Origin of the sequence: Streptomyces spiramyceticus (assembly GCF_028807635.1) — a bacterium.
GTDB classification, from domain to species: Bacteria; Actinomycetota; Actinomycetes; order Streptomycetales; family Streptomycetaceae; genus Streptomyces; species Streptomyces spiramyceticus.
This window is the reverse complement of record NZ_JARBAX010000001.1, coordinates 2863370-2885654: the sequence shown is the minus strand read 5'-3', so window position 1 is coordinate 2885654 and position 22285 is coordinate 2863370. Positions and strand designations below refer to the sequence as shown.

Below are 22285 nucleotides of genomic sequence, written 5' to 3'. Positions count from 1 at the left end.
ATGGTGTCATGCCCGGTGGCGCTTCCGGTACGACCAGGTCACCGCACCGAGAAGCGGACCTACGGCGAACAGGGGCGCGTAACAGAGACCCGTCAGGATGTTCCAGTTGCCGCTCATGTTCTGGTCGCCCTCGACGAAGAACAGCAGCACCAGCTGACTCAGCGCGAACAGGGTCACGAGGAGCGAAATCGCCCCTGCCGCACCGGCGACCGCCCTCGGGCGGGGCAGCCGCCGCCGGTCGCTCACCAGCAGCAGTGGGACCAGCGCGGCGCACTCCTGGACGATCGCCAGCCCCACGACGTAGGCGATGCCCCAGCCGGGGATGCCGTAGGCGTCGCGCAGAACCTCGTCGCTGTAACCGACGTAGATCCCGGACGCCATCGCGAGGCGCCACAGGCCCGAGGGGACCGCGCACAGCACGATCGCGTGGGCGGTGCGGCGTGCCCAGCGGGGCGCGGGCGGAGCGACGGTCGTCCTGGCTGTCGTGTCCGGCGTGGCTGTCGTGTCCGTCGTGGATGTTGCGTCCGTCCAGGGTGTCGTGTCCGTCGTGGATGTCCTGGCCGGCGTGGCTGTTGTCATGGGGTACAGACTCGCCCCGCGCCCGGCAGCTCCGCTTCCTCCCCTGCGGCGGACCCTCTCCGCCTCCCGGCGGAGGGACCCGCGCTCACGGGAGGAGCCGCTGCTCCTTCGCGACCGCCACCGCGCCGGAGCGGGTGTCCACGCCCAACTTGGCGTAGATCCGGCCCAGGTGGGTCTTCACCGTCGCCTCGCTGATGAACAGCGCGCGGGCGATCTCCCGGTTGCCCAGGCCCTGCGCGAGCTGGCCCAGGATGTCCGTCTCCCGTTCCGTCAGCGTCGGCCGGGCCGCCCCGCGCATCCGGTCCATCACGCGGCTGGCGACCGGTGGCGACAGCGTGGTGCGGCCCTGGGCGGCCGAGCGGATCGCCGCGAAGAGCTCCTCGGGGCGTTCGGCCTTCAGCAGGTAGCCGGTGGCGCCCGCCTCGATGGCGCGGGTGATGTCGGCGTCCGTGTCGTACGTCGTGAGGACCAGGACGTGGACGCCGGTCGGGGCGATACGGCGGGTGGCCTCCACGCCGTCGATGCCCGCGCCCAGCTGGAGGTCCATCAGGACGACGTCCGGGGCCAGCTTCGCGGCCATCGCCACCGCCTCCTCGCCGCTGCCCGCCTCGCCGACGACCTCGATGTCCGGTTCGCTGCCCAGGAGTGCGAGCAGTCCGGCGCGTACGACGGCGTGGTCGTCGCAGAGCAGGATGCGTACCGGTGCGGTCGAAGATGCGGTCGAAGACGGGGTCACGAGGTGTGCTCCAGGGGGATCGCGGCGGACAGCACCGTGCCTTCGCCGGGGGCCGATTCGATCGTCAGGGTGCCGCCGAGCTGGTGCACGCGGGCCCGCATCGCGGGCAGGCCGTGGCCGCGTACGCCGCCGGTGGGAGCGGACGCGGCTGCCACAAAGCCCGTGCCGTCGTCGGCGATGTCCAGGACCACTTGGTCGCCCAGGTACGTCAGGGTCAGCGCCGCCGCCCGCGCGTTCGCGTGCTCCCGTACGTTCGCCAGCGCGCCCTGGGCGATCCGCAGCAGGGCCGACTGCACCCGGTCGGGCAGCACGGTCGGCGTCCCGTCGACGCGGAACGCCGCCGACTCGCGGGCCGCCACCCTGCGCAGCGCCTCCTCCAGGCCGCCGCCCTGCGCCAGGTCGGCGGGGGCCAGGTCGTGGACGAAGCGGCGGGCCTCGGCGAGGTTGCGTTCGGCGATCGATTCCGCTGTACGCACATGGCGGCGGGCCGTCTCGGGGTCCGCGTCCCACGTGCGGTCCGCCGCCTGGAGCAGCATCTGCTGACTGGACAGGCCCTGGGCGAGGGTGTCGTGGATCTCCATGGAGAGGCGCTGGCGCTCGGCCAGCGTGCCCTCGCGCCGCTCGGTGGCGGCCAGCTCGCGGCGCGTACGGATCAGGTCGTCGATGAGCGTGCGCTGCCGCGCGGCCTGCCGCTGCATGTGGACGAACACAGCCGTCGCGACGGCCGCCACCGCGGGCGGCGCCACCACCAGGTTCGGGTCGAAGCCGCCCTGCGCCAGCTGGAGCTGCGCGGCGACCACGAACGCGGTGAGCAGCGCGACCAGGGCGAGTGCGGCGCGCGACGGGAGCGTACGCAACCCCGTATAGAAGAGCGGCACCGCGCACCATGCGAAACTCGGCGCGAGGACGACCAGCACCACCCACACGGCCACGACCGCGCCCAGCCAGATCAGCCGGCGTGGAGCGGGGCGGGAGGCAGCGGGGGTGGTGGGGGCGGTAGGGGCAGTGGCGGCGGCGGTGGGGCCCAGGACCGGCCCCAGTACGTACAGCAGCGCCAGCGTGATGCTCAGCGCGATGATCCACGGGGTGCGCGCCTCGCCCGGGTGCCGCAGCAGGAACCGGGCGAGCGAGGCGCCGAGCAGCAGGAAGAACGCCGCGTGCATCACGGGCGCGAGCCAGCGCGCGTCGGGGTCGTGCCGGTCGTGCTGCTGCTGCACCGTTCTCTCCTTGCTGACCTGCGCTTACGTCCCCATGGTGACCCGGCGGGACCAGACCCGCATCAACCGATCGGCTGACGGAGACGTAGCCGGTCCGCCGACCGTACGGGCCCGGTGGCGGCACCAGGATCTATGGCAGAGACAGCAAGTCCGAACACACCACCCCCTTGGAGCCACCATGAAGAAGCTCTCGCTGCGCGCCCGTGTCCTGACCGGTGCCGTCGCCGCTGCCGCCCTCAGCGCAGGCACCTTCGGCGCGATGTCCGCGAACGCCACCGAGCCCGCCGCCGCGCCCGCCGTCGCCGTCAAGGCCGACACCGCCGACAAGAACCTCCAGCAGTCCACCCACCTGACCGTGGCCGCCGCCACCCGGGCCGCCCAGGCCACCCTGGAGGCCGCCGAGAGCGAGAACCAGCGCATCACCGTCGCCGTCGTCGACCGCAACGGCAACACCGTCGTCACGCTCCGCGGCGACGGCGCGGGCCCGCAGTCCTACGAGTCCGCCGAGCGCAAGGCGTTCACCGCGGTCTCCTGGAACGCGCCCACCTCGGAGCTGGTCAAGCGCCTCGCCACGGCCCCCAACCTGAAGGACATCCCCGGCACCCTGTTCCTCGCGGGCGGCGCCCCGGTGCAGGTCAACGGCGCTCCGATCGCGGGCATCGGCGTGGCCGGTGCGCCGAGCGGCGACCTGGACGAGAAGTTCGCGCAGGCGGGTGTCGCGGCGCTGGCCAAGTAGGCAGCCCGAGTGCGGAGGCGGGCGGCCTGCGGCCGGGAAAGCGGAGTAATCCGCGCATAAGATCCCTGGTGTGGATCAATGGACTCGCGTACGCCGCTGTGCCCCGGCCGCCGCTGCCGCCCTCCTCGCCCTCACCTCCTGCACCACCAGCGCCACTGGTGAGCCCACCGGCCGCGCAACCGCCGAACCGGGCGCCCCCGGCGTACGCGACCCGTACTTCCCCGAGCTCGGCAACGGCGGCTACGACGTCACGCATTACACCCTGAACCTCGACTACGACCCCGAGACCCGCCGCCTGGAGGCCACCGCCGAGATCACCGCCCGCGCCACCCAGGACCTCAGCGCCTTCAACCTCGACCTGCACGGCATGAACGTCACCTCCGCGACCGTCGAGGGACAGAAGGTCGCCGTCAGCCGCGCGGGCGACGAGCTGACCCTGACCCCGCGCTCCGGCGCCGGTCCCACCGACGGCGAGACCTTCCGTACCGTTGTCGGCTACTCCGGCCGGCCGGCCACCATCACCGACGCGGACGAATCCGAAGAGGGCTGGCTGCGGACGGCGGACGGCGCGCTCGCGCTCGGCGAGCCGCTCGGGTCCATGGCGTGGTTCCCCGGCAACCACCACCCCAGCGACAAGGCGTCGTACGACATCACGGTGACCGTCCCCGAGGGGCTGAAGGCCATCTCCAACGGGGAGTTGAGGAGCGAGCGCACCCGGGGCGGCCGTACCGCCTTCGCGTGGCACTCCGGCGAGCCGATGGCCGGTTACCTCGCCACCGTCGCCATCGGGAAGTTCGAGACGAAGGCGACCCGGACCCCGTCCGGACTGCCCGTGTTCACCGCCGTCGACCCGGCCGTCGCCAAGGGCAGCGCCGAAAGCATCGCCGGCATCCCGGACATCGTCGAGTGGGGGATCAAGACCTTCGGCCCCTACCCCTTCTCGTCGGCCGGCGCGATCGTCGAGCGCGGCGGCGACGCCGGGTACGCCCTGGAGACCCAGACGAAGCCCGTCTTCCCCGGCCCGCCCGCCGACGGGCTGCTCGTCCACGAGCTCGCCCACCAGTGGTTCGGCAACTCCGTCACGCCGAAGTCCTGGCGGGACATGTGGCTCAACGAGGGCTTCGCGACGTACGCACAATGGCTCTGGGACGAGGACTTTGCGAACATTCCCGCCGATCGCAACTTCGCCGAGGCCTTCGACAACAAGGCCAACTGGGCCTTCCCGCCCGCCGAGCCGCCCTCCGGGTCGGACCTCTTCGGCGACCCCGTCTACGGGCGCGGCGCGATGGTGCTCCACAAGGTGCGTGAGGCGGTGGGCGACGATGCCTTCTTCGGCATCGTCCGGGGCTGGGCCAGCACCCACCGCCACGGCAACGCGTCCACGGACGACTTCACGGCGTACGTCGAGAAGAAGTCCGGCAAGGACCTGAAGGCCCTCTGGGACACCTGGCTCTACGGCAAGAAGAAGCCCGTTACTTCACGTTGATCGCGGTCCAGGTGGCCGCGACCGCCTGGTACTCCACGCTGCTCGCGCCGTACAGGTCGCCCGCCGCCTTGAGCGTCGCGACGCGTGCGCCCGCGTAGTCGGTGGACGAAGTCATGTAGGTGGAAAGGGCCTTGTACCAGATCTGGTACGCCTTGACCCGTCCGATGCCGGTGAGCGTCGAGCCGTCGGCCGTCGGGGAGTCGTAGGAGACACCGTTGATGGTCTTCGCGCCGCTGCCCTCCGACAGCAGGTAGAAGAAGTGGTTGGCCGGGCCCGACGAGTAGTGGACGTCGAGGCGGCCGACGTTGCGCGACCAGTAGTCGGCGGAATTGCCGTCCCTGCTCGGCTTGTCCATGTAGCGCAGCGGGGTGCCGTTGCCGCGGATGTCGATCTTCTCGCCGATGAGGTAGTCGCCGACGTCGCTGCTGTTCGCCGCGTAGAACTCCACGGACGTGCCGAGGATGTCGCTGGTCGCCTCGTTGAGGCCGCCGGACTCGCGGCTGTAGCGCAGGCCCGCGGTTGCGGACGTGAGGCCGTGGGTCATCTCGTGGCCCGCGACGTCGATCGAGGTGAGCGGCTTCTGGTTGGCCGCGCCGTCGCCGTAGGTCATGCAGAAGCACTGGTCGGACCAGAAGGCGTTGACGTACGCGTTGCCGTAGTGGACGCGGGTGTACGCCGCGACGCCGTCGCCCCTGATGCCGTTGCGCTGGAACTGGGTCTTGTAGAAGTCCCAGGTGAGCGCGGCGCCGTAGTGGGCGTCGACGGCCGCGGTCTGGCGGTTGGCGGGGGTGCCGTCGCCCCAGGTGTCGTCGGCGTCGGTGAAGAGGGTGCCGGTGCCGCTGGTGCCCTGGTTCAGGTCGTACGTCTTGTGGCCGCCGCGGGTGGCGTCGGTGAGGGTGAAGCCGGAGCCGCCGGTGGAGCTGCCGAGGGTGACGGTGCCGCTGTACTGGCCGGTGCCGGAGCCCGTCTCGATGGCCTCGAAGTCGTACAGCTTCTTGCCGGTGGTGGCGTCGGTGATGACGTGGAGTTCGCTGGGCGTGCCGTCGTGCTGGAGGCCGGTGACGACGGTCTCGAAGGCGAGGACGGGCTTCGAGCCGTTCCCGGCCCACACGATCTTGCGCGGCGCCTTGGCGGTGGTGTCCTTCTCGTCGGAGGCGGCGAGGGCGGACTTCTTCGCGGTGGCGGTGGATATCGCGGCGTCCGTCGACGCCACGGCTATACGGGACTTGGTGGCCTTGTCGACGCCCTTGAGCGCGCCGCTTCTGGCGGTATGGGTGACGAGGTCGCCGCCGAGGACGGGCAGGCCGTCGTACGTCCGCTCGTAGCGGGTGTGGACGGTGCCGTCGGCGTCCTTGATGACGTCACGTACGACGAGTTTCTCCTTGCCGCCGAGCCCGATCTTCCCGGCGGTGGCAGCAGCCCCCGCCTGGGCGTCCTTGACGGCGGCGGCCCGCTGGGAGGCGCTGAGCGGTACGGCGGTGGCAGCCGCCGCGCGGTCGGTGGCCTCGGGGGCGGCGGTGGCGGAACCGGCCTGTACGCCGACGACGACCATGGCGGCCGAGGCGGCGAGTGCGGCGGCGCGGATCGCGGTCTTGCGCGAGAGGGCGCGGGGAGCGGGGGACTGCTGGCTCACTCGGACTCCTTCAATCGGGCCGTGGGGGGCGGCGCGAGAGAGAATGTCACCGAATGAACGGTCGTTGACAGTGGCTCGACAAGTTCTTGACCGGTTCTTGTCCGAAGGGTGCGTAACACTGTCCGTTATGCGGGAAAGACGGAGGGCCCCGACCGAAGTCGGGGCCCCGCACCGCTACTTGGCGCGCAGACGCGAGAGAGCCCCGGCCGGAGTGGCCGGGGCTCTCTCAGTAACACACCTGCATACGTCAGACGTTGACGCCGAAGTCCTGGGCGATGCCCGTCAGACCGGACGCGTAACCCTGGCCGACCGCGCGGAACTTCCACTCCGCGCCATTGCGGTAGAGCTCGCCGAAGACCATGGCGGTCTCGGTGGCGGCGTCCTCGCTCAGGTCGTAGCGGGCGATCTCGGTGCCGCCGGCCTGGTTGACGATACGGATGTACGCGTTCCGCACCTGGCCGAAGTTCTGCGAGCGGCTCTCGGCGTCGTAGATCGAGACCGGGAAGACGATCTTGTCCACGTCGGCGGGCAGGCCCGCCAGGTTGACGTTGATCGCCTCGTCGTCGCCGGCGCCCTCGCCACTGCGGTTGTCACCGGTGTGGACGATGGTCTGGTCCGGCGTCGACTTGTTGTTGAAGAAGACGAAGTGGCCGTCGGAGTAGACCTTGCCGGTGGGGTTGACCGCGATCGCGGAGGCGTCGAGGTCGAAGTCCGTACCGGTGGTCGTGCGGACGTCCCAGCCGAGGCCGACCGTGACGGCGGTCAGGCCGGGGGCCTCCTTGGTGAGCGAGACGTTGCCGCCCTTGGACAGACTTACAGCCATCGGGATGTCCTCTTCCTTGAAGTTGTGCGGGCTTCGCAGCACATGTCGGATCCGAAGCTACCGTCACCAGTCATAACGCGGACAGGACGCCGCCCAGTTCCCCCGTAAGCCGAAAAGAGGGTGACGCGAGCACCGCAAGCACGGGATCATTGGACACATGTCCGGTCCCCACATCATCCGCGGTTCTGTCTCCCTGCCCGAGGCAGAGCTCATGTGGCGTTTCTCCAGGTCTTCCGGGCCGGGCGGACAGCACGTCAACACCAGCGACTCGCAAGTGGAACTGCGCTTCGACCTCGCCAGGACGGAAACGCTGCCTCCGGTCTGGAAGGAGCGCGCGCTGGAGCGCCTCGCGTCCCGGCTCGTGGGCGGCGTCGTTTCCGTACGGTCGTCCGAGCACCGCTCGCAGTGGCGCAACCGCGAGACCGCGCTGGTGCGGATGGCAGCCCTGCTCGCCGAAGCGACGGCGCCACCGCCCAAGCCCCGCAAGGCCAAGAAGATCCCCCGAGGCATCAACGAGCGCCGCCTGCGCAACAAGAAGGCGCGCAGCGAGACGAAGCGCGGGCGTGCGGGCGGCGGCTGGGACTAGGGCCCACGGGGCTGGGACTAACAGCGGATAACAGGACTATCCGGGACTAAGGCCCCAAGTGCCGGTAGCGGCCCTTGAAGTACGTCAGCGGACCGTCGTCCGCGTTCGGCAGCCCCACTTCCAGCACTCGGCCGATCACCAGCGTGTGGTCTCCAGCCTCCACCCGCTTCTCGGTCCTGCACTCCACCACCGCGAGCGCCCCGCCGATCAGCGGGGCCCCCGAGACGGCGCCCCGCGTATAGGGGACGTCCTGGAAGAGGAGGCGGTCGCTGAGCCGGCCCTTCATCGCGAACCGTCCCGCGATCTGCCGCTGGTTCTCCGAGAGCAGCGAGACCGCCCACAGCGGCTGCTCGGCCAGCAGGTCGTCCATGCGCGAGCCGTTTCTCACGCTCACCAGCACCAGCGGCGGGTCCAGCGACACCGACATGAAGGCCGTCGCCGTCATGCCGACGTCCTCACCGCTCGCACCACTGTCCGGATCGTGCGCGGTCACCAGCGTGACGCCCGCGGTGAAACGGGACATCGCGGCGCGGAACTTCTCGTTGCTCACCCCCTCAGGATGGGGGATGGAGAGAGGTGGCTGGGGGGAGGTCTTCTGGAACACACCCGGAACGCTATGCCCGGCGCCTCGCCGCCGCATCGGGCGTTGGGACCAGGCAGGTCCTAGGACCGGTTTGCGCGTCTCCGTGTGTCCGTATTTGCGTTCAAAAATCATCGGGAGCGCTCCACCCTCCTCACGCCACCCTCCTCCCCCAGATGTGACTTGACTCACAGAGCCGAGTAATTGCTGACCCTGTGTACCGGGTGGGCAGCTCGCTGTGATTCAGTGGCGTGATAGTGCAACAAAAGTACGGCGATGAGAATCCTGGAGTTGCTGTCGAGGTCTCGGGGAGAGCGAACAATGGAGGCCGAGTCGGAGCCGTACGTGCGCCTTGCGACGCTGCGGCAGCTGCACCAGGTGGTCGCGGACCTCAACACGGCCCGCAGCCTGGCTGACACCTTGCAGGCCGTGGCCGACGGAATCGTCGCCGGCCTCGGTTACGAGCTGGCCTGCGTAAACCTCGTACAGCCGGACGGCGACCTGGTCATAGCGGCCTTCGCCGGCAACTCCGCCGCCGAAGCCCTGATCATGGGCCGCGTCGGCTCCCGCGCCTCCTGGGAACGCCGGCTCTCCATGGGCGAGGTGTGGGGCGACCTGCGCTTCATCCCGCACACCGAGGGCTGGGTCCTCGTCGAGGACGACGTGCCCCAGTGGCACACCGAAGGCCCCGAACCGCGCTTCGCCGACGAGTGGCACCCAATGGACCGCCTCTACGCGCCCATGTACTCCCCCAGGCTCGGCTCCGCTCGCCCGGGGGGACCCCCACCCGGCGGCGGGCGCGAGCTCCTCGGCGTCATCTCCGTCGACCGCCCGCGCAACGGCAGGCACCCCGGCGCGTGGGGCCAGGAGGCGCTCCAGATGTACGCGTCCCAGGCGGCGATTGCGATCAGTAACGCCCGGCTTCGCGCAAACATGCAGCGCGCCCTGGTCCGCCTCGAACGCGAGCAGCAGGCCCTGCGCGCCAGCGAGGAGTCCTTCCGGCAGGCCTTCGAGTACGCCCCCAGCGGCATGGCCATCGCCGAAATGGGCGGCGACCAGCACGGCCGCCTGCTCCGTACCAACGACGCCCTGTGCCGGCTGCTCGGCCGCCCCGCCTCCGCGATGCGCCGCTACTCCTTCGCCGACCTCGTCCACCCCGAGGACATCGGCACGCTGCTGCGCACCTCCGCGGAGGGCGGTCGCGCCGAGCTGAGACTGGGGCGGCGCGACGGGACGTACGTGTGGGTGTCTCTGCGCAACTCCGTCGTCGCCGACACCACCGACGGCCCCCGCTTCCTCCTCACCCACGTCGAGGACATCGAGGAGCGCAAGCGGCACGAGCTGCACCTCGCCCACCGCGCCTCGCACGACGCACTCACCGGCCTGCCCAACAGCGCCGAGCTGCGCTCCCGCCTCAGCTCCCGGCTGTGCCGCCGCCCGCACTCCGTGCGCGCCACCGCCGTGGAGGCGCTGGACGCGGCGTACGAACCGGCGGCCCCCGGGACCGTCGTCCCCGAGCACGGCTTCGACTACGACCCGCACACCGACGCGGGCTCCTTCGACCACCACGTCCACATGGTCGCGCCCGCAGGCGGCGGCCCCGCCGGGGACGACGACGGCACGAAGGGGCTGGCCGTCCTCTTCTGCGACCTGGACGGCTTCAAGTCGATCAACGACCGCTTCGGACACCACACCGGCGACGCCGTCCTGATCGAGGTCGCCCGCCGTCTTACGACCTGCGTGCGCGACGGCGATACGGTCGCCCGCCTCGGGGGTGACGAATTCGTCGTCCTCGCGGACGGCCTCGGCAACGCGGACGCCGCCGACCTCGCCGTACGCCTGCGCAATGCCATCATTCCGCCGATCCGCGTCGACGGACGGGCGGTCCGCGTCGGTGCCAGCTTCGGCATCGGCTGGGCCAGCTGCGGCATGTCGGCGGACGAGGTATTGCAATCCGCCGACCAGCGGATGTACGTCGAGAAACGATCCCGTGCCAAGGTGCACAGGCGTGCGGGCTAGCACCGGGCGCCGCTCGTCGCTCCGCTCATCACTGTGATCCGGACCAAACGTTCGGCTTGCCCGTTCGGGGTAGGCTCGCCCGGTCGGCGACGGCTGGCGAACATGGTGAGGAGTGACCAGGGATGACTGCCGCGAACAACGGCACGAGCACGCCCGAGGACGACGATCCGTTCGGCTACCTCTACGAGGACGGCCAGGCGGCAGGCGCCACGCCGCCCCGCTCGGGCGGCTACGGCTACCCGGGTCCCGCCTCGCAGCCCGGGGTGCCGAGAACGTCGTACAACCAGGTGCGGACGGTCGGCGAGCGGCAGTACGGCCAGCCGCAGCAGCAGTACGCGCAGCAGGTCCCCCCGCAGCAGCAGTACCACCAGCCCAACGCCCACTACGCGGCCCCCGAGACCCGGCCTGGCGGTGCACCGACCCGCCAGGTCCCGGTGACCGGCGGAGGCGGAGGCGGCCGAAGTGGCGGACCCAACACCAAGGGGTTGCTGATCGGCGCCGTCGCGGTGGTCGCGGTGGTCGTCATAGGCATCGGTGTCGCGCTGATGACCAGCGGCAAGGACGAGGACAAGGGCACGCAGGCGGGCGGAACGGGCGGCGGCGGTTCGTCGGCGGGCCAGACGGTCAAGCCGAGCGAGGACCCGACGGACAAGGCACAGGAGCCCGCGGAGCTGCCGAAGCAGGACGCGGCGCAGCTCCAGCTCTCCGGCGTCTCCACGGACACGACGATCCCCGGCGCGAAGTCGTCGAGCGGTGCGTACGTCCCGCTGAACACCCCGGGCGCCTCGGCGACCTGGAAGGTGAAGGTGCCGAAGGCGGGTGCGTACACGCTGTCGATCGACTACGGCGTACCCGGCAAGGACGCCAAGACGTCGCTGACGGTCAACGGGAAGCCGCACGGCAGCGGCCTGAACATGAAGAACTTCGCCAACGCGGCGGAGGGTGCGTGGGACAAGGGCTGGACCAACACCTACGCCTACATCAACCTCACCGAGGGCGAGAACACGGTCGTGATTTCGTGCGGTGACGGCGACCAGTGCGAGGCGAACCTCGACCGGCTGGAACTCATCGCCGGCCACAAGTGAGCTGACGATTTTACGCCGCCGTCGCGTGCGCGGTGACTTCGACCCTGGGCAGTAGGTCTTCGTACGTCCCCGGGTCGAACTCGCCCGCCGCCGGTGCCGCCACCGTCGCCGCCGAGAGTGCGACCGCCCTTGCGAGGCGCTGCGGCCAGGGGAGTTGTTCGACCAGGCCGGAGAGGATTCCGGCCACTGCCGAGTCGCCCGCGCCGGTCGGGTTGCCCTTCATGCGGGTCGGCGGGGTCGCCTGCCACATGCCTTCGGCCGTCGCGGCGAGCATGCCGTCCGCGCCCAGCGAGGCGACCACGGCGTGCGCGCCCCGGCGGCGGGCGTCGTGGGTGGCGCGCAGGGGCTCGCGGGAGCCGGTGAGCTGGGCGAGTTCGTCGGCGTTGGGCTTGACGAGGTCGGGGCGGGCGGCGATGCCCCGGCGCAGGGGTTCGCCGCTGGTGTCGAGGAGTACGGGAACGCCGGCGGCTCGGGCGTGCCGGACGAGTTCGGCGTACGCCCCGACGTGGATGCCCGGGGGCAGGCTGCCGCAGAGGGCCACCGCTTCGGCGTCGCGGAGGAGCTTCCCGTACGAGGCGAGGAACGCTGCCCACTCCTCGGGGGTGACGGCCGGGCCGGGCTCGTTGAGCTGCGTGGTGTCGCCGGTCGTGTCGTCGACCACGGCGATGGTGCGGCGGGTCGTTCCGGCGACCGGGACGAGTGCGTCGACGGGGGCGAGGGGTGCCAGGAGGTCGCGAAGTACGGCACCTGCCGGGCCGCCCGCGAAGCCCGTCACTACCGTGTCGTGGCCCAGGGCCGCCAGTACGCGGGCGACGTTCAGGCCTTTGCCGCCGGGGCGTTCGGCGACGTCGGTGACGCGGTGCGAGGCGTGCGGGGTCAGGGCCGGGACGCGGTACGTGATGTCGAGTGCGGTGTTCAGCGTGACCGTCAGGATCACTCAAGGCCCCCGTCGGCGGTCGGTTCGGCATCCGTAGAAAGCGTTTGCTGGCCTTCTCTTCGGGGTGATCATGCCAAAGAAAAAGCGGTTGGCCCAGCGCTCAGGGCCAACCGCCGTCCAAAATCAAGCCCCTTGCGGTTCAATCACCCATTCGCCCTTGCGCATCACGCCTTTCAGCGTGAACTCCGCGTCCAGCACCACCAGGTCCGCGTCCTTGCCGGGCTCCAGCGATCCGACCCTGTCGTCGACGCCGAGCAGGCGGGCCGGATTGGCCGAGATGGAACGTACGACGTCCTCGACGGGCAGCCGGTCGATCGTCACCGCACGCTTGAAGGCCGTGTCGAGCGTGAGCGTGGACCCGGCGATCGAACCGCCCTCGGCGAGGCGCGCGACCCCGTCCTTCACCTCCACCTCAAGGGGGCCGAGGAGGTACGTGCCGTCGCCGAAGCCCGCCGCGTCCATCGCGTCCGTGATGAACGCGACCCTGGCCGCGCCCGCGCGGTGGTACGCCAGCTCCAGCGCGGCGGGGTGCAGATGGGTGCCGTCGTTGATCAGCTCGACCGTGACCCGCTCGTCTTCGAGCAGTGCGGCGATCGGGCCCGGAGTGCGGTGGCCGAGCGCCGGCATCGCGTTGTAGAGGTGGGTGGCGACGGTCGCGCCCGCTTCGATGGCCTCGACGGTCTGCTCGTACGTCGCGTCCGTGTGGCCGATCGCGGCGACGACTCCGTGCTCGGCAAGCAGTCGTACGGACTCGATGCCGCCGGGCAGTTCGGTGGCGAGGGTGACCATCTTCGCCGTGCCGTGCGCCGCGTCGATCAGCTTGCGGACCTCCGCCGGGTCGGGGTCGCGCAGCAGGTCCTCGCTGTGCGCGCCCTTGCGGCAGGGCGAGATGAACGGGCCCTCGAAGTGGATGCCCGCCAGGTCGCCCTGCTCGACGAGCTCGGAGAGCAGCGCGGCCTGCCTGGCGAGTACGTCCATCTCGCCGGTCACCAGCGACCCCGTGATGGTCGTGGTGCCGTGCTCGCGGTGGGTGCGTACACCCGTGAGTACGTCCTCGGCGGTCCCGGAGGTGAAGGAAGCGCCGCCGCCGCCGTGTACGTGCATGTCGACGAAGCCGGGCACGATCCAGTGGCCGGAGAGGTCGAGCGCCGGGGCGTCGGCCGGTGCGGCTCCGGCGATGCGGCCGCCGTCGACGATGACCCGCCCGTTCTCGACGGTCCCGGTCGGCAGCACCACCCGGGCACCGGAGAGAACCTTGGTTGCAGCGCGTCCGGCCATCAGGCGGATACCTCCTGGGATTCCGTGGATTCCGTGGATTCCGTGGCGAGAAGATCCCAGGCGAGCAGCCCCGCGCCCAGGCATCCGGCGGTGTCCCCGAGGGCCGCCGGAACGATCTCGGGCAGTTTCTGGAACGTGACGCGTTCCGCGACGGCGGCCCTCAGTGGTGTGAACAAGGTTTCCCCCGCCTCGGCGAGACCGCCACCGATGATCAGAGTGCGGGGGTCCAGCAGGGTGAGCGCGGTGACGAGCCCGTCGGCGAGCGCGCCGACGGCCTCCCGCCACACGTCCTGGGCCCGCGAGTCCCCGGACTCGACGGCCTTGGCGCAGTCGGCGGCGTCGGCGTCCGCGTCGCCGGACGCGGCTGCCCAGGCGGCGGACACGGCGGAGGCGGAGGCGAGGCGTTCCAGGCAGCCGCGCTGGCCGCAGCCGCACGGAGGGCCGCCAGGGCGTACGACGATGTGCCCGATCTCGCCGGCGCACCCGTGGGCACCGGCCTCGATCTTCCCGTCGATCCCGATGGCCCCGGCGATCCCGGTCCCCAGCGGTACGAACAGGAACCGGTCCGCGCCCCTGCCGGCGCCGATACGGCCCTCGGCGAGGCCGCCCGTACGGACGTCGTGGCCGAGGGCGACGGGCACGCCGTGCAGCCTGCGGCTCAGCAGATCGCGCATGGGTACGTCGTGCCAGCCGAGGTTGGCGGCGTAGACGGCGATGCCGTTCTCGGCGTCGACGATGCCGGGGACGGCGACGCCGGCGGCGGAGGCGCTCTCGCCGTACCGCTCCTCGCCGTACGCGCGGAGCTCGGCGGCGAAGCCGGCGATGGACTCGACGACGGCGTCGGGCCCCCGCTCACGGCCGGTGGCCCGGCGTGCCTCGTGCAGCAGTGTGCCGTCCGCCCCGACGAGCGCGGCCTTCATCCCGGTGCCGCCCACATCGAGGGCGATGACGTGTTTCACAAGAACAGTCTCGCGCGTCGACCCGCGAAAGGTCTAGTCCACTTCGCTCTTGTGTGGCGGAAGAGGGAACAGGACCGGGAACGGGAGGGGGAGGGAAGGTGTTGCGGAAGTGAGACCGGAGTGGTGTAGACCTCATGTGATCAGTAGGTGAAAATTGCTGCTCGTAGACATGTCGGGCGTCACGGGGGTCGTCTGGGACAACGAATGAGGGTGGGAAAGAGCTGTGCACCGGCGCTTCTTGGGTTTGACCGCGACAGTGGCCGCACTGGGTATGACAGTGGCGCTGGCCGGATGCGGAAGCAGCAGCTCGGACGAGGGTGACATCACCCTCACCTTCGTTGCGGCGGACTACGACCTGGAAGGCGGCGACAGCACCAAGCAGTACTGGGACGGCGTCGCCACCGCCTTCGAGGCCAAGAACAAGAACATCAAGGTCGACGTACAGATCTACGACTGGAAAGACGTCGACCGCAAGGTCGCCGAGATGGTCGCGGCCGGCAAGGCCCCCGACATCGCCCAGATCGGCGCGTACGCCGACTACGCGGCCCAGGACAAGCTCTACTCGGCCGACAGCCTGCTCTCCATCCCCGTACAGGCCAATCTCCTCGCGCCGCTCGCCGACGCGGGCGAGGTCAACCGGGTGCAGTACGGCATCCCGTTCGTGGCCAGCACCCGGCTGCTCTTCTACAACGAGTCGCTCTTCACCCAGGCAGGCCTCAAGCCCCCCAAGACGTGGGCCGGCATCGAGAGCGCGGCCAGGACGCTCAAGCAGCGCGGCGTGAAGTACCCGTTCGCGCTGCCGCTGGGAGGCGAGGAGGCGCAGGCCGAGACCATGATGTGGATACTCAGCGGCGGCGGCGGTTACACCGACTCGGTCGGTACGTACACCATCGACTCCGAGCAGAACATCAAGACGTTCGACTGGCTGAAGAACAACCTCGTCGCCGAGAACCTGACGGGCCCCGTCGCGCCCGGCAAGCTCAACCGCCAGCCCGCCTTCACGGCGTTCGCCGAGGGCGAGGTCGGCATGCTCAACGGCCACCCCTCCCTCATGCAGCAGGCCGAGAAGAACGGCGTGAAGGTCGGCATGGTCCCGCTGCCCGGCCCCGACGGGAAGGCCAAGTCCGCGATGGGCGTGGCCGACTGGATGATGGGCTTCAAGCAGAACGGCCACCGCAAGGAGATCGGCGCGTTCCTCGACTTCGCCTACAGCGACGAGAACGTCCTCGACTTCGCCGACCAGTACGACCTGCTGCCGGTCACCGTCTCCGCCTCCGAGCGGATGGGCGAGGACCCCGCCAACAAGGACCTGTGGCCGTTCCTTGAGGCGCTGCCCGAGTCGACGCTCTATCCGGTGGGCAAGACGTCCTGGGCGAAGGTCAGCGAGAACATCAAGCTTCAGATCGGCGGGACGGTGGGGCCGAACGGCAACCCGGCGAGCACGCTGGGAGCGATCGGGCGCGAGGCTGCGGCGACCGAGAACGCGGACTAGGGCGTGTCCGGCGGATCAGGCCGGCTTCAGGGTGCGGCGCTATATCAGCGCAGATGTGCGTGCCAAGCCCCGCGGCCCAGGCATGATCCGCCGGACACGCCCTAGAACCATCAGCGGGACTTACGCCGTCCTACACTGCCCGTATGCCTGACGACGACGCGCACAGTCCCGAGCTCTCCGACCGGGACCGTGCCGTTCTCGCCGTCGAGCGCCGGTCCTGGTCCGGTCCCGGCGCCAAGGAGCGTGCCGTACGCGAGCAGCTCGGCATCTCGCCGACCCGCTACTACCAGCTCCTCAACGCCCTCCTCGACGACCCGCGCGCACTCGCCCACGACCCCGTTACGGTCAACCGCCTCCGCCGCGTGCGAGAAGCCCGCCGCGAGCGTCGCTGACCCCCGTGCCGGGGGCGCCGTACGCCGGTAGGGTCTGGGCATGGGCAGTCAACCGCACCCCCTGCCGAGCGACTTCACGCCTGTCACGCAGGCCGGCCGCGACGGCCTGGCCGCGCTGCTGGCGGCGCCGGAACGGGCGGTCGTCGCACTCGACTTCGACGGCACGCTTGCCGAGATCGTCCCCGACCCCGAGCAGTCCCGCGCCCACCCCGGCGCCGTACCCGCGCTCTCGGCGCTCGCGCCGCGCGTCGGATCGGTCGCCGTGATCACGGGCCGCCCGGCGGGCGTCGCCGTCCGCTACGGCGGCTTCGCCGGAGTCCCCGGCCTCGAACACCTGGTCGTCCTCGGCCATTACGGCGCCGAGCGCTGGGACGCCGTCAGCGGCACGGTCCACGCCCCCGCCCCGCACCCCGGCGTGCAGGCGGCCCGCGCCGAACTCCCCGGCTTCCTCGACGGCATCGGTGCCTGGCGAGGCTCCTGGATAGAGGAGAAGGGCCAGGCCGTCGCCGTGCACACGCGCCGCGCCGCCGACCCGCAGGCGGCCTTCGAAGCGCTGCGCGCCCCGCTGGCCGAGCTGGCCGCCCGCCACGGCCTGATCGTCGAACCCGGCCGCCTGGTACTGGAGTTGCGCCCACCCGGCATGGACAAGGGCCTGGCGCTGGCCGAGTACGTACGGGAGGTCGACGCGGGCTGTGTCCTGTACGCGGGCGACGACCTCGGCGACATGGCGGCGTTCTCGGCGGTGGAGAAGCTGCGCACAGAGGGCGTGCCGGGGCTGCTGGTGTGCAGCGGCAGCGAGGTGCGGGAGCTCGCGGAGCGGGCGGATTTGGTGGTGGAGGGTCCGGTGGGAGTGGTCCGGCTGCTGGCGGCGCTGGCGTCGGGTTAGGGCACGGGTGCGGTGCGGGTTGCCTGCGGCGCTTTCCCCACCCCGCCCCTTCCCGACCTGGGGCTCCGCCCCAGACCCCGTTCCTCAAGCGCCGGAGGGGCTGAATTTACGGCAACTTTCAGCCCGTCGGCGTTTGAGGGCACTCCCCAGACTTCGTCCGGGGGTCTGGGGGCTTGCCCCCACGTTTCGGGAAAGGGGCGGGTAGGGGAACTGCGCCGCAGGCAACCCGCACCGCACCCCGCCCGCGCCCGTCGCCCTAATCCGAAACCAGCGCGTTCAACTGGTCCAGGAACCACGCCGCCGGAGGCAGCGCCGTCGCCGCCGCGGCCAGCCGCTTCGTTCGTGCCGCCCGTTCCTCCGGCGCCATCGTCAGCGCCTCGTGCAGCGCCTCCGCCGTCGCCGTCACGTCGTACGGGTTGACGACGATCGCGTCGTCGCCGAGCTCCTCGTACGCCCCCGCCTCCCGCGACAGCACCAGCGCGCACCCCTCGTCGGAGACGACCGGCACCTCCTTCGCGACGAGGTTCATGCCGTCCCTGATCGGGTTGACCAGCGCCACATCGGCCATCCGGTACGCCGCCAGCGACCGGGCGAAATCATCGTCCAGCTCCAGCAGCACCGGCTGCCAATCAGCCGTCCCGTACGCGGAGTTGATCTCCTCCGCCAGGGTCCGTACGGCCGCCGTGTAGTCGCGGTACACCGCCAGGTCCTGCCGCGACGGGTACGCGAAGGCGATGTGCACCACCTGCCCGCGCCACTCCGGCCGGTCCGCGAGCAGCCGCCGGTACGCGAGCAGTCCGCGCACGATGTTCTTGGAGAGTTCCGTACGGTCAACACGGACGATCGTCTTCCGCCCGGCCCCGACCCGCTCGCGCAGCCGCACCAGGCACTCGTCCACGTCCGGCCGATGCGCCCGCTCCCGCAGGAAGTCCCCGTCCGCGCCGAGCCCGTGCACCCCGACCGCCGTCCCGTCCAGGGCCCCGGCCCCCAGCACATCCACCGCGCACGCCCCAAAAGCGTCCGCCCAGCGCCGGGTCAGGAACGCCACCCTGTCCGCGCCCAGCAGACCGCGCACCAGCTGACGCGCGATGTCGTCGGGAAGCAGGCGGAAGTAGTCCACAGGCGCCCACGGCGTGTGCGAGAAGTGGCCGATCCTGAGGTCGGGGCGCAGCTCGCGCAGCATGCCGGGCACCAGGCACAGGTGGTAGTCCTGCACCAGCACGGCGGCCCCCGGCGCCGCCTCCGCCGCCAGCGCCCCGGCGAAGGCGCGGTTGTACGTCTCGTACGCCGCCCACTGGCGCCGGAACTCCGCGTCGAAGACCGGCTCCAGCGGCGTCTGGTAGAGCAGGTGGTGGACGAACCACAGCACCGAGTTCGCGATGCCGTTGTACGCGTCCGCGTGCACACCGGCGTCGATGGCGAGCATCCGTACGCCCGGCTCTCCGACCCCGCGCCGTACCGCCTCCCGGTCGCCGTCCCCGAGCGCCGCGCACACCCACAGCGACTCGGCGCCCTGGCCGATCGCCGACAGGCCCGAGACGAGGCCGCCCCCGCCGCGCCTGGCGGCCAGCGAGCCGTCCCCGGCGAGCGTGTACGTCACCGGGCCGCGATTGGAAGCGACGAGAATCTGGGCAGCGTGCTCGGAGGAAACCTCGGAAACCATGTGGCGAACCTAGCCCTTCCTGTAACCCCTCAAACGTGCGTACGGCCGGACCTCGCCGACGACCGTCTCCTTCACGCCGCGCGGCGCTCCTCGTACTCCTCGATCTCGCGCATCGGCGGCCGCTCCTCCGTGTCCACCACATGCGTACGCGGTACGAACCCCTCGTCGCCCCGCTCGAACTGGGTCAGCGAAGGACGCACCAAGTGGCCGCGCGACAGGCGCAGTTGAGCCGTCCGGTATATCGCGGCGGCCATCCGGCCGAGCGCCTGGCCGTCCTGGTGGCGGTGCCTGCGTACGCCGACATCGACCTGGGCCAGCGCGTCCAGGCCCACCGTGTGGAGCGAGTCGATCAGCAGGGCCAGCTCCACTCCGTAACCGACGGGGAAGGGCAGCCGCTCCAGGAGCGAGCGACGCGCCGCGTACTCGCCGCCCAGGGGCTGGACGAACCCGGCCAGCTGCGGCCAGTGCAGATTGAGCAGCGGCCTGGCCACCAGCTCGGTCACCCGGCCGCCCTGACCTGCGGCCGCGCCGAGCGGGCGGTCGTACATCGCCTTCACGAACTGCACATCGGGATCCGTGAGCAGCGGCCCGACGATGCCCGAGACGAACGAGGCGGAGAAGTCCTTCAGGTCCGCGTCGACGAAGCAGACGATGTCACCGGTCGTCACCAGGAGTGAGCGCCACAGCACCTCACCCTTGCCGGGCGCGGCCGGAATGCGCGGCAGTATGTCGTCGCGGTGCACGACCCGCGCGCCCGCTGCCGCCGCGACCTGCGCTGTACGGTCCTTCGAGCCGGAGTCGATCACTACCAGCTCGTCGACCAGCGGTACGGCCTCCATCAGCTCGCGGCGTATCACTGTGACGATCTCGCCGACCGTCGCCTCTTCGTCGAGGGCGGGCAGCACGACACTGACGGTGGTGCCGCGCCCGGCCGCCTTGGCCGAGATCAGCCGGTCGAGCGGGCGGTCGGCCGCGGACCAGGACCGACGGTCCAGCCAGCGCTCCACCTCTTCCAGCACGCGCCTCTCCTACTCCGTATGATCCATCTCGCGGTGCGGACGACTATCTCAAGCGTCCGGGCCTTCGGTTACAGTCTTGAACAACGCGGATCACCGTCGCATGTCGGGGTGGTCGCGTGGAACAAATGCATCGGGTCCCAGCTCCGATGCCATAGCGCTCATCCAGAGGGACAGAGGGAACGGCCCGTTGAAGTCCCGGCAACCATTCCGCCGACCGCGAGGTAACGGTGGGGACGGTGCCAATTCCGTCTCACGGCGAAATGCGTCGTGGGGAAGATGAGGAGAAAGGGCCTCGCCACCATGGCTGTGCAGACTGCTGAAACCGACGCGAACGCAAACGCCGACGCAAGCGCCACGAATTCCCTGCCCGTAGACCTGGGCCCCGCCACCGCGCTTTCCTGCCGCGAGTGCGGAGAGCGATTCGAACTCGGTCCGATCTTCGCGTGTTCTTCCTGTTTCGGTCCGCTCGAAGTCGCATACGACCTCCCCCTCGGCGACGCCGACGCGCTGCGCAAGCAGATCGAGGCCGGTCCGGACAACATCTGGCGTTACGCCCCGCTGCTTCCCGTCCCCGCCGACGTGGCGTCGAAGCCGAGCCTGAACCCCGGCTTCACCAAGCTGGTCAAGGCCGACAACCTCGCCCGCGAGCTGGGCGTCACCGGCGGCCTGTACGTCAAGGACGACTCCGGCAACCCGACGCACTCCTTCAAGGACCGTGTCGTCGCCATCGCCGTCGAGGCCGCCCGCGCGTTCGGTTTCACCACCCTCTCCTGCTCCTCCACCGGCAACCTGGCCGGCGCGGTCGGCGCCGCCGCCGCTCGGGCCGGTTTCCGTTCCTGCGTGTTCATCCCGCACGACCTGGAGCAGGGCAAGGTCGTCATGGCCTCCGTCTACGGTGGCGACCTGGTCGGCATCGAGGGCAATTACGACGACGTCAACCGCTTCTGCTCGGAGCTCATCGGCGACCCGGCGGGCGAGGGCTGGGGCTTCGTCAACGTCAACCTGCGCCCGTACTACGGCGAGGGCTCCAAGACCCTGGCGTACGAGATCTGCGAGCAGCTCGGCTGGCAGCTGCCGGACCAGATCGTCATCCCGATCGCCTCGGGCTCGCAGCTCACGAAAATCGACAAGGGGCTGAAGGAGCTCGTCGCGCTCGGCCTGGTCGAGGACAAGCCGTACAAGATCTTCGGCGCCCAGGCGGAGGGCTGCTCGCCGGTGTCGACCGCGTTCAAGGCCGGGCACGACGTCGTACGGCCGCAGAAGCCGAACACGATCGCCAAGTCGCTCGCGATCGGCAACCCGGCCGACGGCCCGTACGTCCTGGACATCGCCCGCCGCACGGGCGGCGCGGTCGAGGACGTCAACGACGAGCAGGTCGTGGACGCGATCAAGCTGCTGGCCGAGACCGAGGGCATCTTCGCGGAGACCGCGGGCGGCGTGACCGTCGGCGTGACGAAGAAGCTCATCGAGGCCGGGCTGCTGGATCCGACGCTCACCACCGTCGTGCTCAACACGGGCGACGGCCTGAAGACTCTTGAGGCGGTTGCCCCGACCACGGGCCAGTCCGCCGTCATCCGCCCCAACCTGGACTCTTTCCGAGAGGCTGGCCTCGCATGAGCGTCAACGTCCGCATCCCCACGATTCTCCGTACGTACACGAACAGCGCGGCCGAGGTGACGGCCGAGGGCGCGACCCTCGCCGAGGTCATCGCCGACCTGGAGAAGAACCACACGGGCATCGCGGCCCGCGTTCTGGACGACCAGGGCAAGCTGCGCCGCTTCGTGAATGTGTACGTCAACGACAACGACGTGCGCTTCGAGGAGGGGCTCGACACGCCCACTCCGGACGGCGCCGGTGTTTCGATCATTCCGGCCGTCGCAGGCGGCTGACCGACGCTTAAAGTCACTGCAATTGCCCTCTCCGCGATAGAAGCGGAGGGGGCAATTCTGCATGGTTGAGCGCGGTACAGTTGGGGCAGTCCCCTCCACTGCTTGTGCCCCACGCATATGAGAATGCGTCCGCGCACGTCAAGAAGCAGCCAAAGTCTGCGAGCCAATTGCCGCTCATGCGCGCTTTGTCCGGCCCGACTTGCCCTGGAATCCGGGGAATTTTTCGTATTCGCGCATTCCCCCGCGCCCAGAATTCTCGTCCGATTGACCTGTTGCAGAGGGCAGTTGGG

The 22285-nt window shown here is 70.5% G+C and carries 21 protein-coding genes and 1 riboswitch; of the genes, 10 read left to right on the top strand and 11 right to left on the bottom strand.

The features are described from left to right. Positions 1 to 6 precede the first annotated feature (6 nt). The 3 genes from PXH83_RS12860 to PXH83_RS12850 all read right to left on the bottom strand — a co-directional run bounded on the left by PXH83_RS12860 (position 7) and on the right by PXH83_RS12850 (position 2478). Positions 7 to 579, bottom strand: a complete 573-nt coding sequence (locus PXH83_RS12860; RefSeq protein WP_274560035.1) for a hypothetical protein — start codon at positions 577 to 579, stop codon at positions 7 to 9. Positions 580 to 664: 85 nt separating this feature from the next. Continuing rightward, a complete protein-coding gene (locus PXH83_RS12855; RefSeq protein ID WP_274560033.1) occupies positions 665 to 1315 on the bottom strand; it encodes a response regulator in 651 nt (216 codons plus the stop codon). After that, positions 1312 to 2478 carry a sensor histidine kinase gene (locus PXH83_RS12850; protein ID WP_274562803.1) on the bottom strand — a complete coding sequence of 389 codons (1167 nt, stop codon included), beginning with the start codon at positions 2476 to 2478 and terminating at the stop codon, positions 1312 to 1314. Before PXH83_RS12850 ends, PXH83_RS12855 begins: the two co-directional genes overlap by 4 nt. 232 nt (positions 2479 to 2710) lie before the next feature. Here PXH83_RS12850 and PXH83_RS12845 point away from each other — a divergent pair, with 232 nt between their 5' ends. Further along, positions 2711 to 3268: a GlcG/HbpS family heme-binding protein gene (locus PXH83_RS12845; RefSeq protein ID WP_274560031.1), complete on the top strand. Its 558-nt coding sequence runs from the start codon at positions 2711 to 2713 to the stop codon at positions 3266 to 3268. Positions 3269 to 3338: 70 nt separating this feature from the next. Next, a complete protein-coding gene (locus tag PXH83_RS12840) occupies positions 3339 to 4754 on the top strand; it encodes a M1 family metallopeptidase (RefSeq protein WP_274560028.1) in 1416 nt (471 codons plus the stop codon). Here PXH83_RS12840 and PXH83_RS12835 read toward each other — a convergent pair. Both PXH83_RS12835 and PXH83_RS12830 read right to left on the bottom strand, forming a co-directional pair. Then, positions 4741 to 6306, bottom strand: coding sequence for a M4 family metallopeptidase (locus PXH83_RS12835; RefSeq protein ID WP_274562802.1), 1566 nt, complete (start codon positions 6304 to 6306; stop codon positions 4741 to 4743). The two genes, PXH83_RS12840 and PXH83_RS12835, sit on opposite strands and share 14 nt — an antisense overlap. 328 nt (positions 6307 to 6634) lie before the next feature. Further along, positions 6635 to 7210: a TerD family protein gene (locus PXH83_RS12830; protein WP_274560025.1), complete on the bottom strand. Its 576-nt coding sequence runs from the start codon at positions 7208 to 7210 to the stop codon at positions 6635 to 6637. 148 nt (positions 7211 to 7358) lie between these two features. On the opposite strand from PXH83_RS12830, the gene arfB reads away from it, so the two are divergent. After that, positions 7359 to 7796: an alternative ribosome rescue aminoacyl-tRNA hydrolase ArfB gene (gene arfB, locus PXH83_RS12825; protein ID WP_274562801.1), complete on the top strand. Its 438-nt coding sequence runs from the start codon at positions 7359 to 7361 to the stop codon at positions 7794 to 7796. A gap of 46 nt (positions 7797 to 7842) precedes the next feature. Here arfB and PXH83_RS12820 read toward each other — a convergent pair whose 3' ends face one another. Further along, positions 7843 to 8400, bottom strand: a complete 558-nt coding sequence (locus PXH83_RS12820; protein WP_420803157.1) for a flavin reductase family protein — start codon at positions 8398 to 8400, stop codon at positions 7843 to 7845. A gap of 297 nt (positions 8401 to 8697) precedes the next feature. On the opposite strand from PXH83_RS12820, the gene cdgB reads away from it, so the two are divergent. Together cdgB and PXH83_RS12810 are read left to right on the top strand one after the other, a co-directional pair. Continuing rightward, on the top strand, positions 8698 to 10395 hold the full coding sequence (cdgB, locus tag PXH83_RS12815; protein ID WP_274560021.1) for a diguanylate cyclase CdgB: 1698 nt from the start codon (positions 8698 to 8700) through the stop codon (positions 10393 to 10395). Positions 10396 to 10517: 122 nt separating this feature from the next. After that, on the top strand, positions 10518 to 11480 hold the full coding sequence (locus PXH83_RS12810; RefSeq protein ID WP_274560017.1) for a carbohydrate-binding protein: 963 nt from the start codon (positions 10518 to 10520) through the stop codon (positions 11478 to 11480). Between the two features lie 10 nt (positions 11481 to 11490). On the opposite strand, the gene PXH83_RS12805 is transcribed toward PXH83_RS12810, so the two are convergent. The 3 genes from PXH83_RS12805 to PXH83_RS12795 all read right to left on the bottom strand — a co-directional run bounded on the left by PXH83_RS12805 (position 11491) and on the right by PXH83_RS12795 (position 14654). After that, positions 11491 to 12417, bottom strand: a complete 927-nt coding sequence (locus PXH83_RS12805) for a 1-phosphofructokinase family hexose kinase (RefSeq protein WP_274560015.1) — start codon at positions 12415 to 12417, stop codon at positions 11491 to 11493. Between the two features lie 123 nt (positions 12418 to 12540). Next, positions 12541 to 13695, bottom strand: a complete 1155-nt coding sequence (gene nagA / locus PXH83_RS12800; protein WP_274560013.1) for an N-acetylglucosamine-6-phosphate deacetylase — start codon at positions 13693 to 13695, stop codon at positions 12541 to 12543. Next, positions 13695 to 14654 (bottom strand): ROK family protein, encoded by a 960-nt coding sequence (locus PXH83_RS12795; protein WP_274560011.1) that lies wholly within the window; start codon positions 14652 to 14654, stop codon positions 13695 to 13697. Before PXH83_RS12795 ends, nagA begins: the two co-directional genes overlap by 1 nt. A 271-nt stretch (positions 14655 to 14925) precedes the next feature. Here PXH83_RS12795 and PXH83_RS12790 point away from each other — a divergent pair, with 271 nt between their 5' ends. The 3 genes from PXH83_RS12790 to otsB all read left to right on the top strand — a co-directional run bounded on the left by PXH83_RS12790 (position 14926) and on the right by otsB (position 17424). Next, a complete protein-coding gene (locus PXH83_RS12790; RefSeq protein WP_476691301.1) occupies positions 14926 to 16146 on the top strand; it encodes an ABC transporter substrate-binding protein in 1221 nt (406 codons plus the stop codon). Positions 16147 to 16289: 143 nt separating this feature from the next. Beyond that, positions 16290 to 16538, top strand: a complete 249-nt coding sequence (locus PXH83_RS12785) for a DUF3263 domain-containing protein (RefSeq protein WP_274560007.1) — start codon at positions 16290 to 16292, stop codon at positions 16536 to 16538. Between the two features lie 40 nt (positions 16539 to 16578). Then, entirely contained in the window at positions 16579 to 17424 is an 846-nt protein-coding gene (gene otsB / locus PXH83_RS12780; RefSeq protein WP_274560004.1) for a trehalose-phosphatase, read from the top strand. 256 nt (positions 17425 to 17680) lie between these two features. On the opposite strand, the gene PXH83_RS12775 is transcribed toward otsB, so the two are convergent. Together PXH83_RS12775 and PXH83_RS12770 are read right to left on the bottom strand one after the other, a co-directional pair. Beyond that, positions 17681 to 19087 (bottom strand): alpha,alpha-trehalose-phosphate synthase (UDP-forming), encoded by a 1407-nt coding sequence (locus PXH83_RS12775; protein ID WP_274560002.1) that lies wholly within the window; start codon positions 19085 to 19087, stop codon positions 17681 to 17683. Positions 19088 to 19158: 71 nt separating this feature from the next. Continuing rightward, complete coding sequence (locus PXH83_RS12770) at positions 19159 to 20106, bottom strand: glucosyl-3-phosphoglycerate synthase (protein WP_274560000.1); 948 nt, start codon at positions 20104 to 20106, stop codon at positions 19159 to 19161. A 155-nt stretch (positions 20107 to 20261) separates the two neighbouring features. Next, positions 20262 to 20389: riboswitch (SAM riboswitch) on the top strand. Positions 20390 to 20406: 17 nt separating this feature from the next. Here PXH83_RS12770 and thrC point away from each other — a divergent pair. Continuing rightward, positions 20407 to 21723: a threonine synthase gene (gene thrC, locus PXH83_RS12765; protein ID WP_274559998.1), complete on the top strand. Its 1317-nt coding sequence runs from the start codon at positions 20407 to 20409 to the stop codon at positions 21721 to 21723. Next, positions 21720 to 21995 (top strand): MoaD/ThiS family protein, encoded by a 276-nt coding sequence (locus PXH83_RS12760; RefSeq protein WP_214919272.1) that lies wholly within the window; start codon positions 21720 to 21722, stop codon positions 21993 to 21995. Before thrC ends, PXH83_RS12760 begins: the two co-directional genes overlap by 4 nt. Positions 21996 to 22285: the final 290 nt, after the last annotated feature.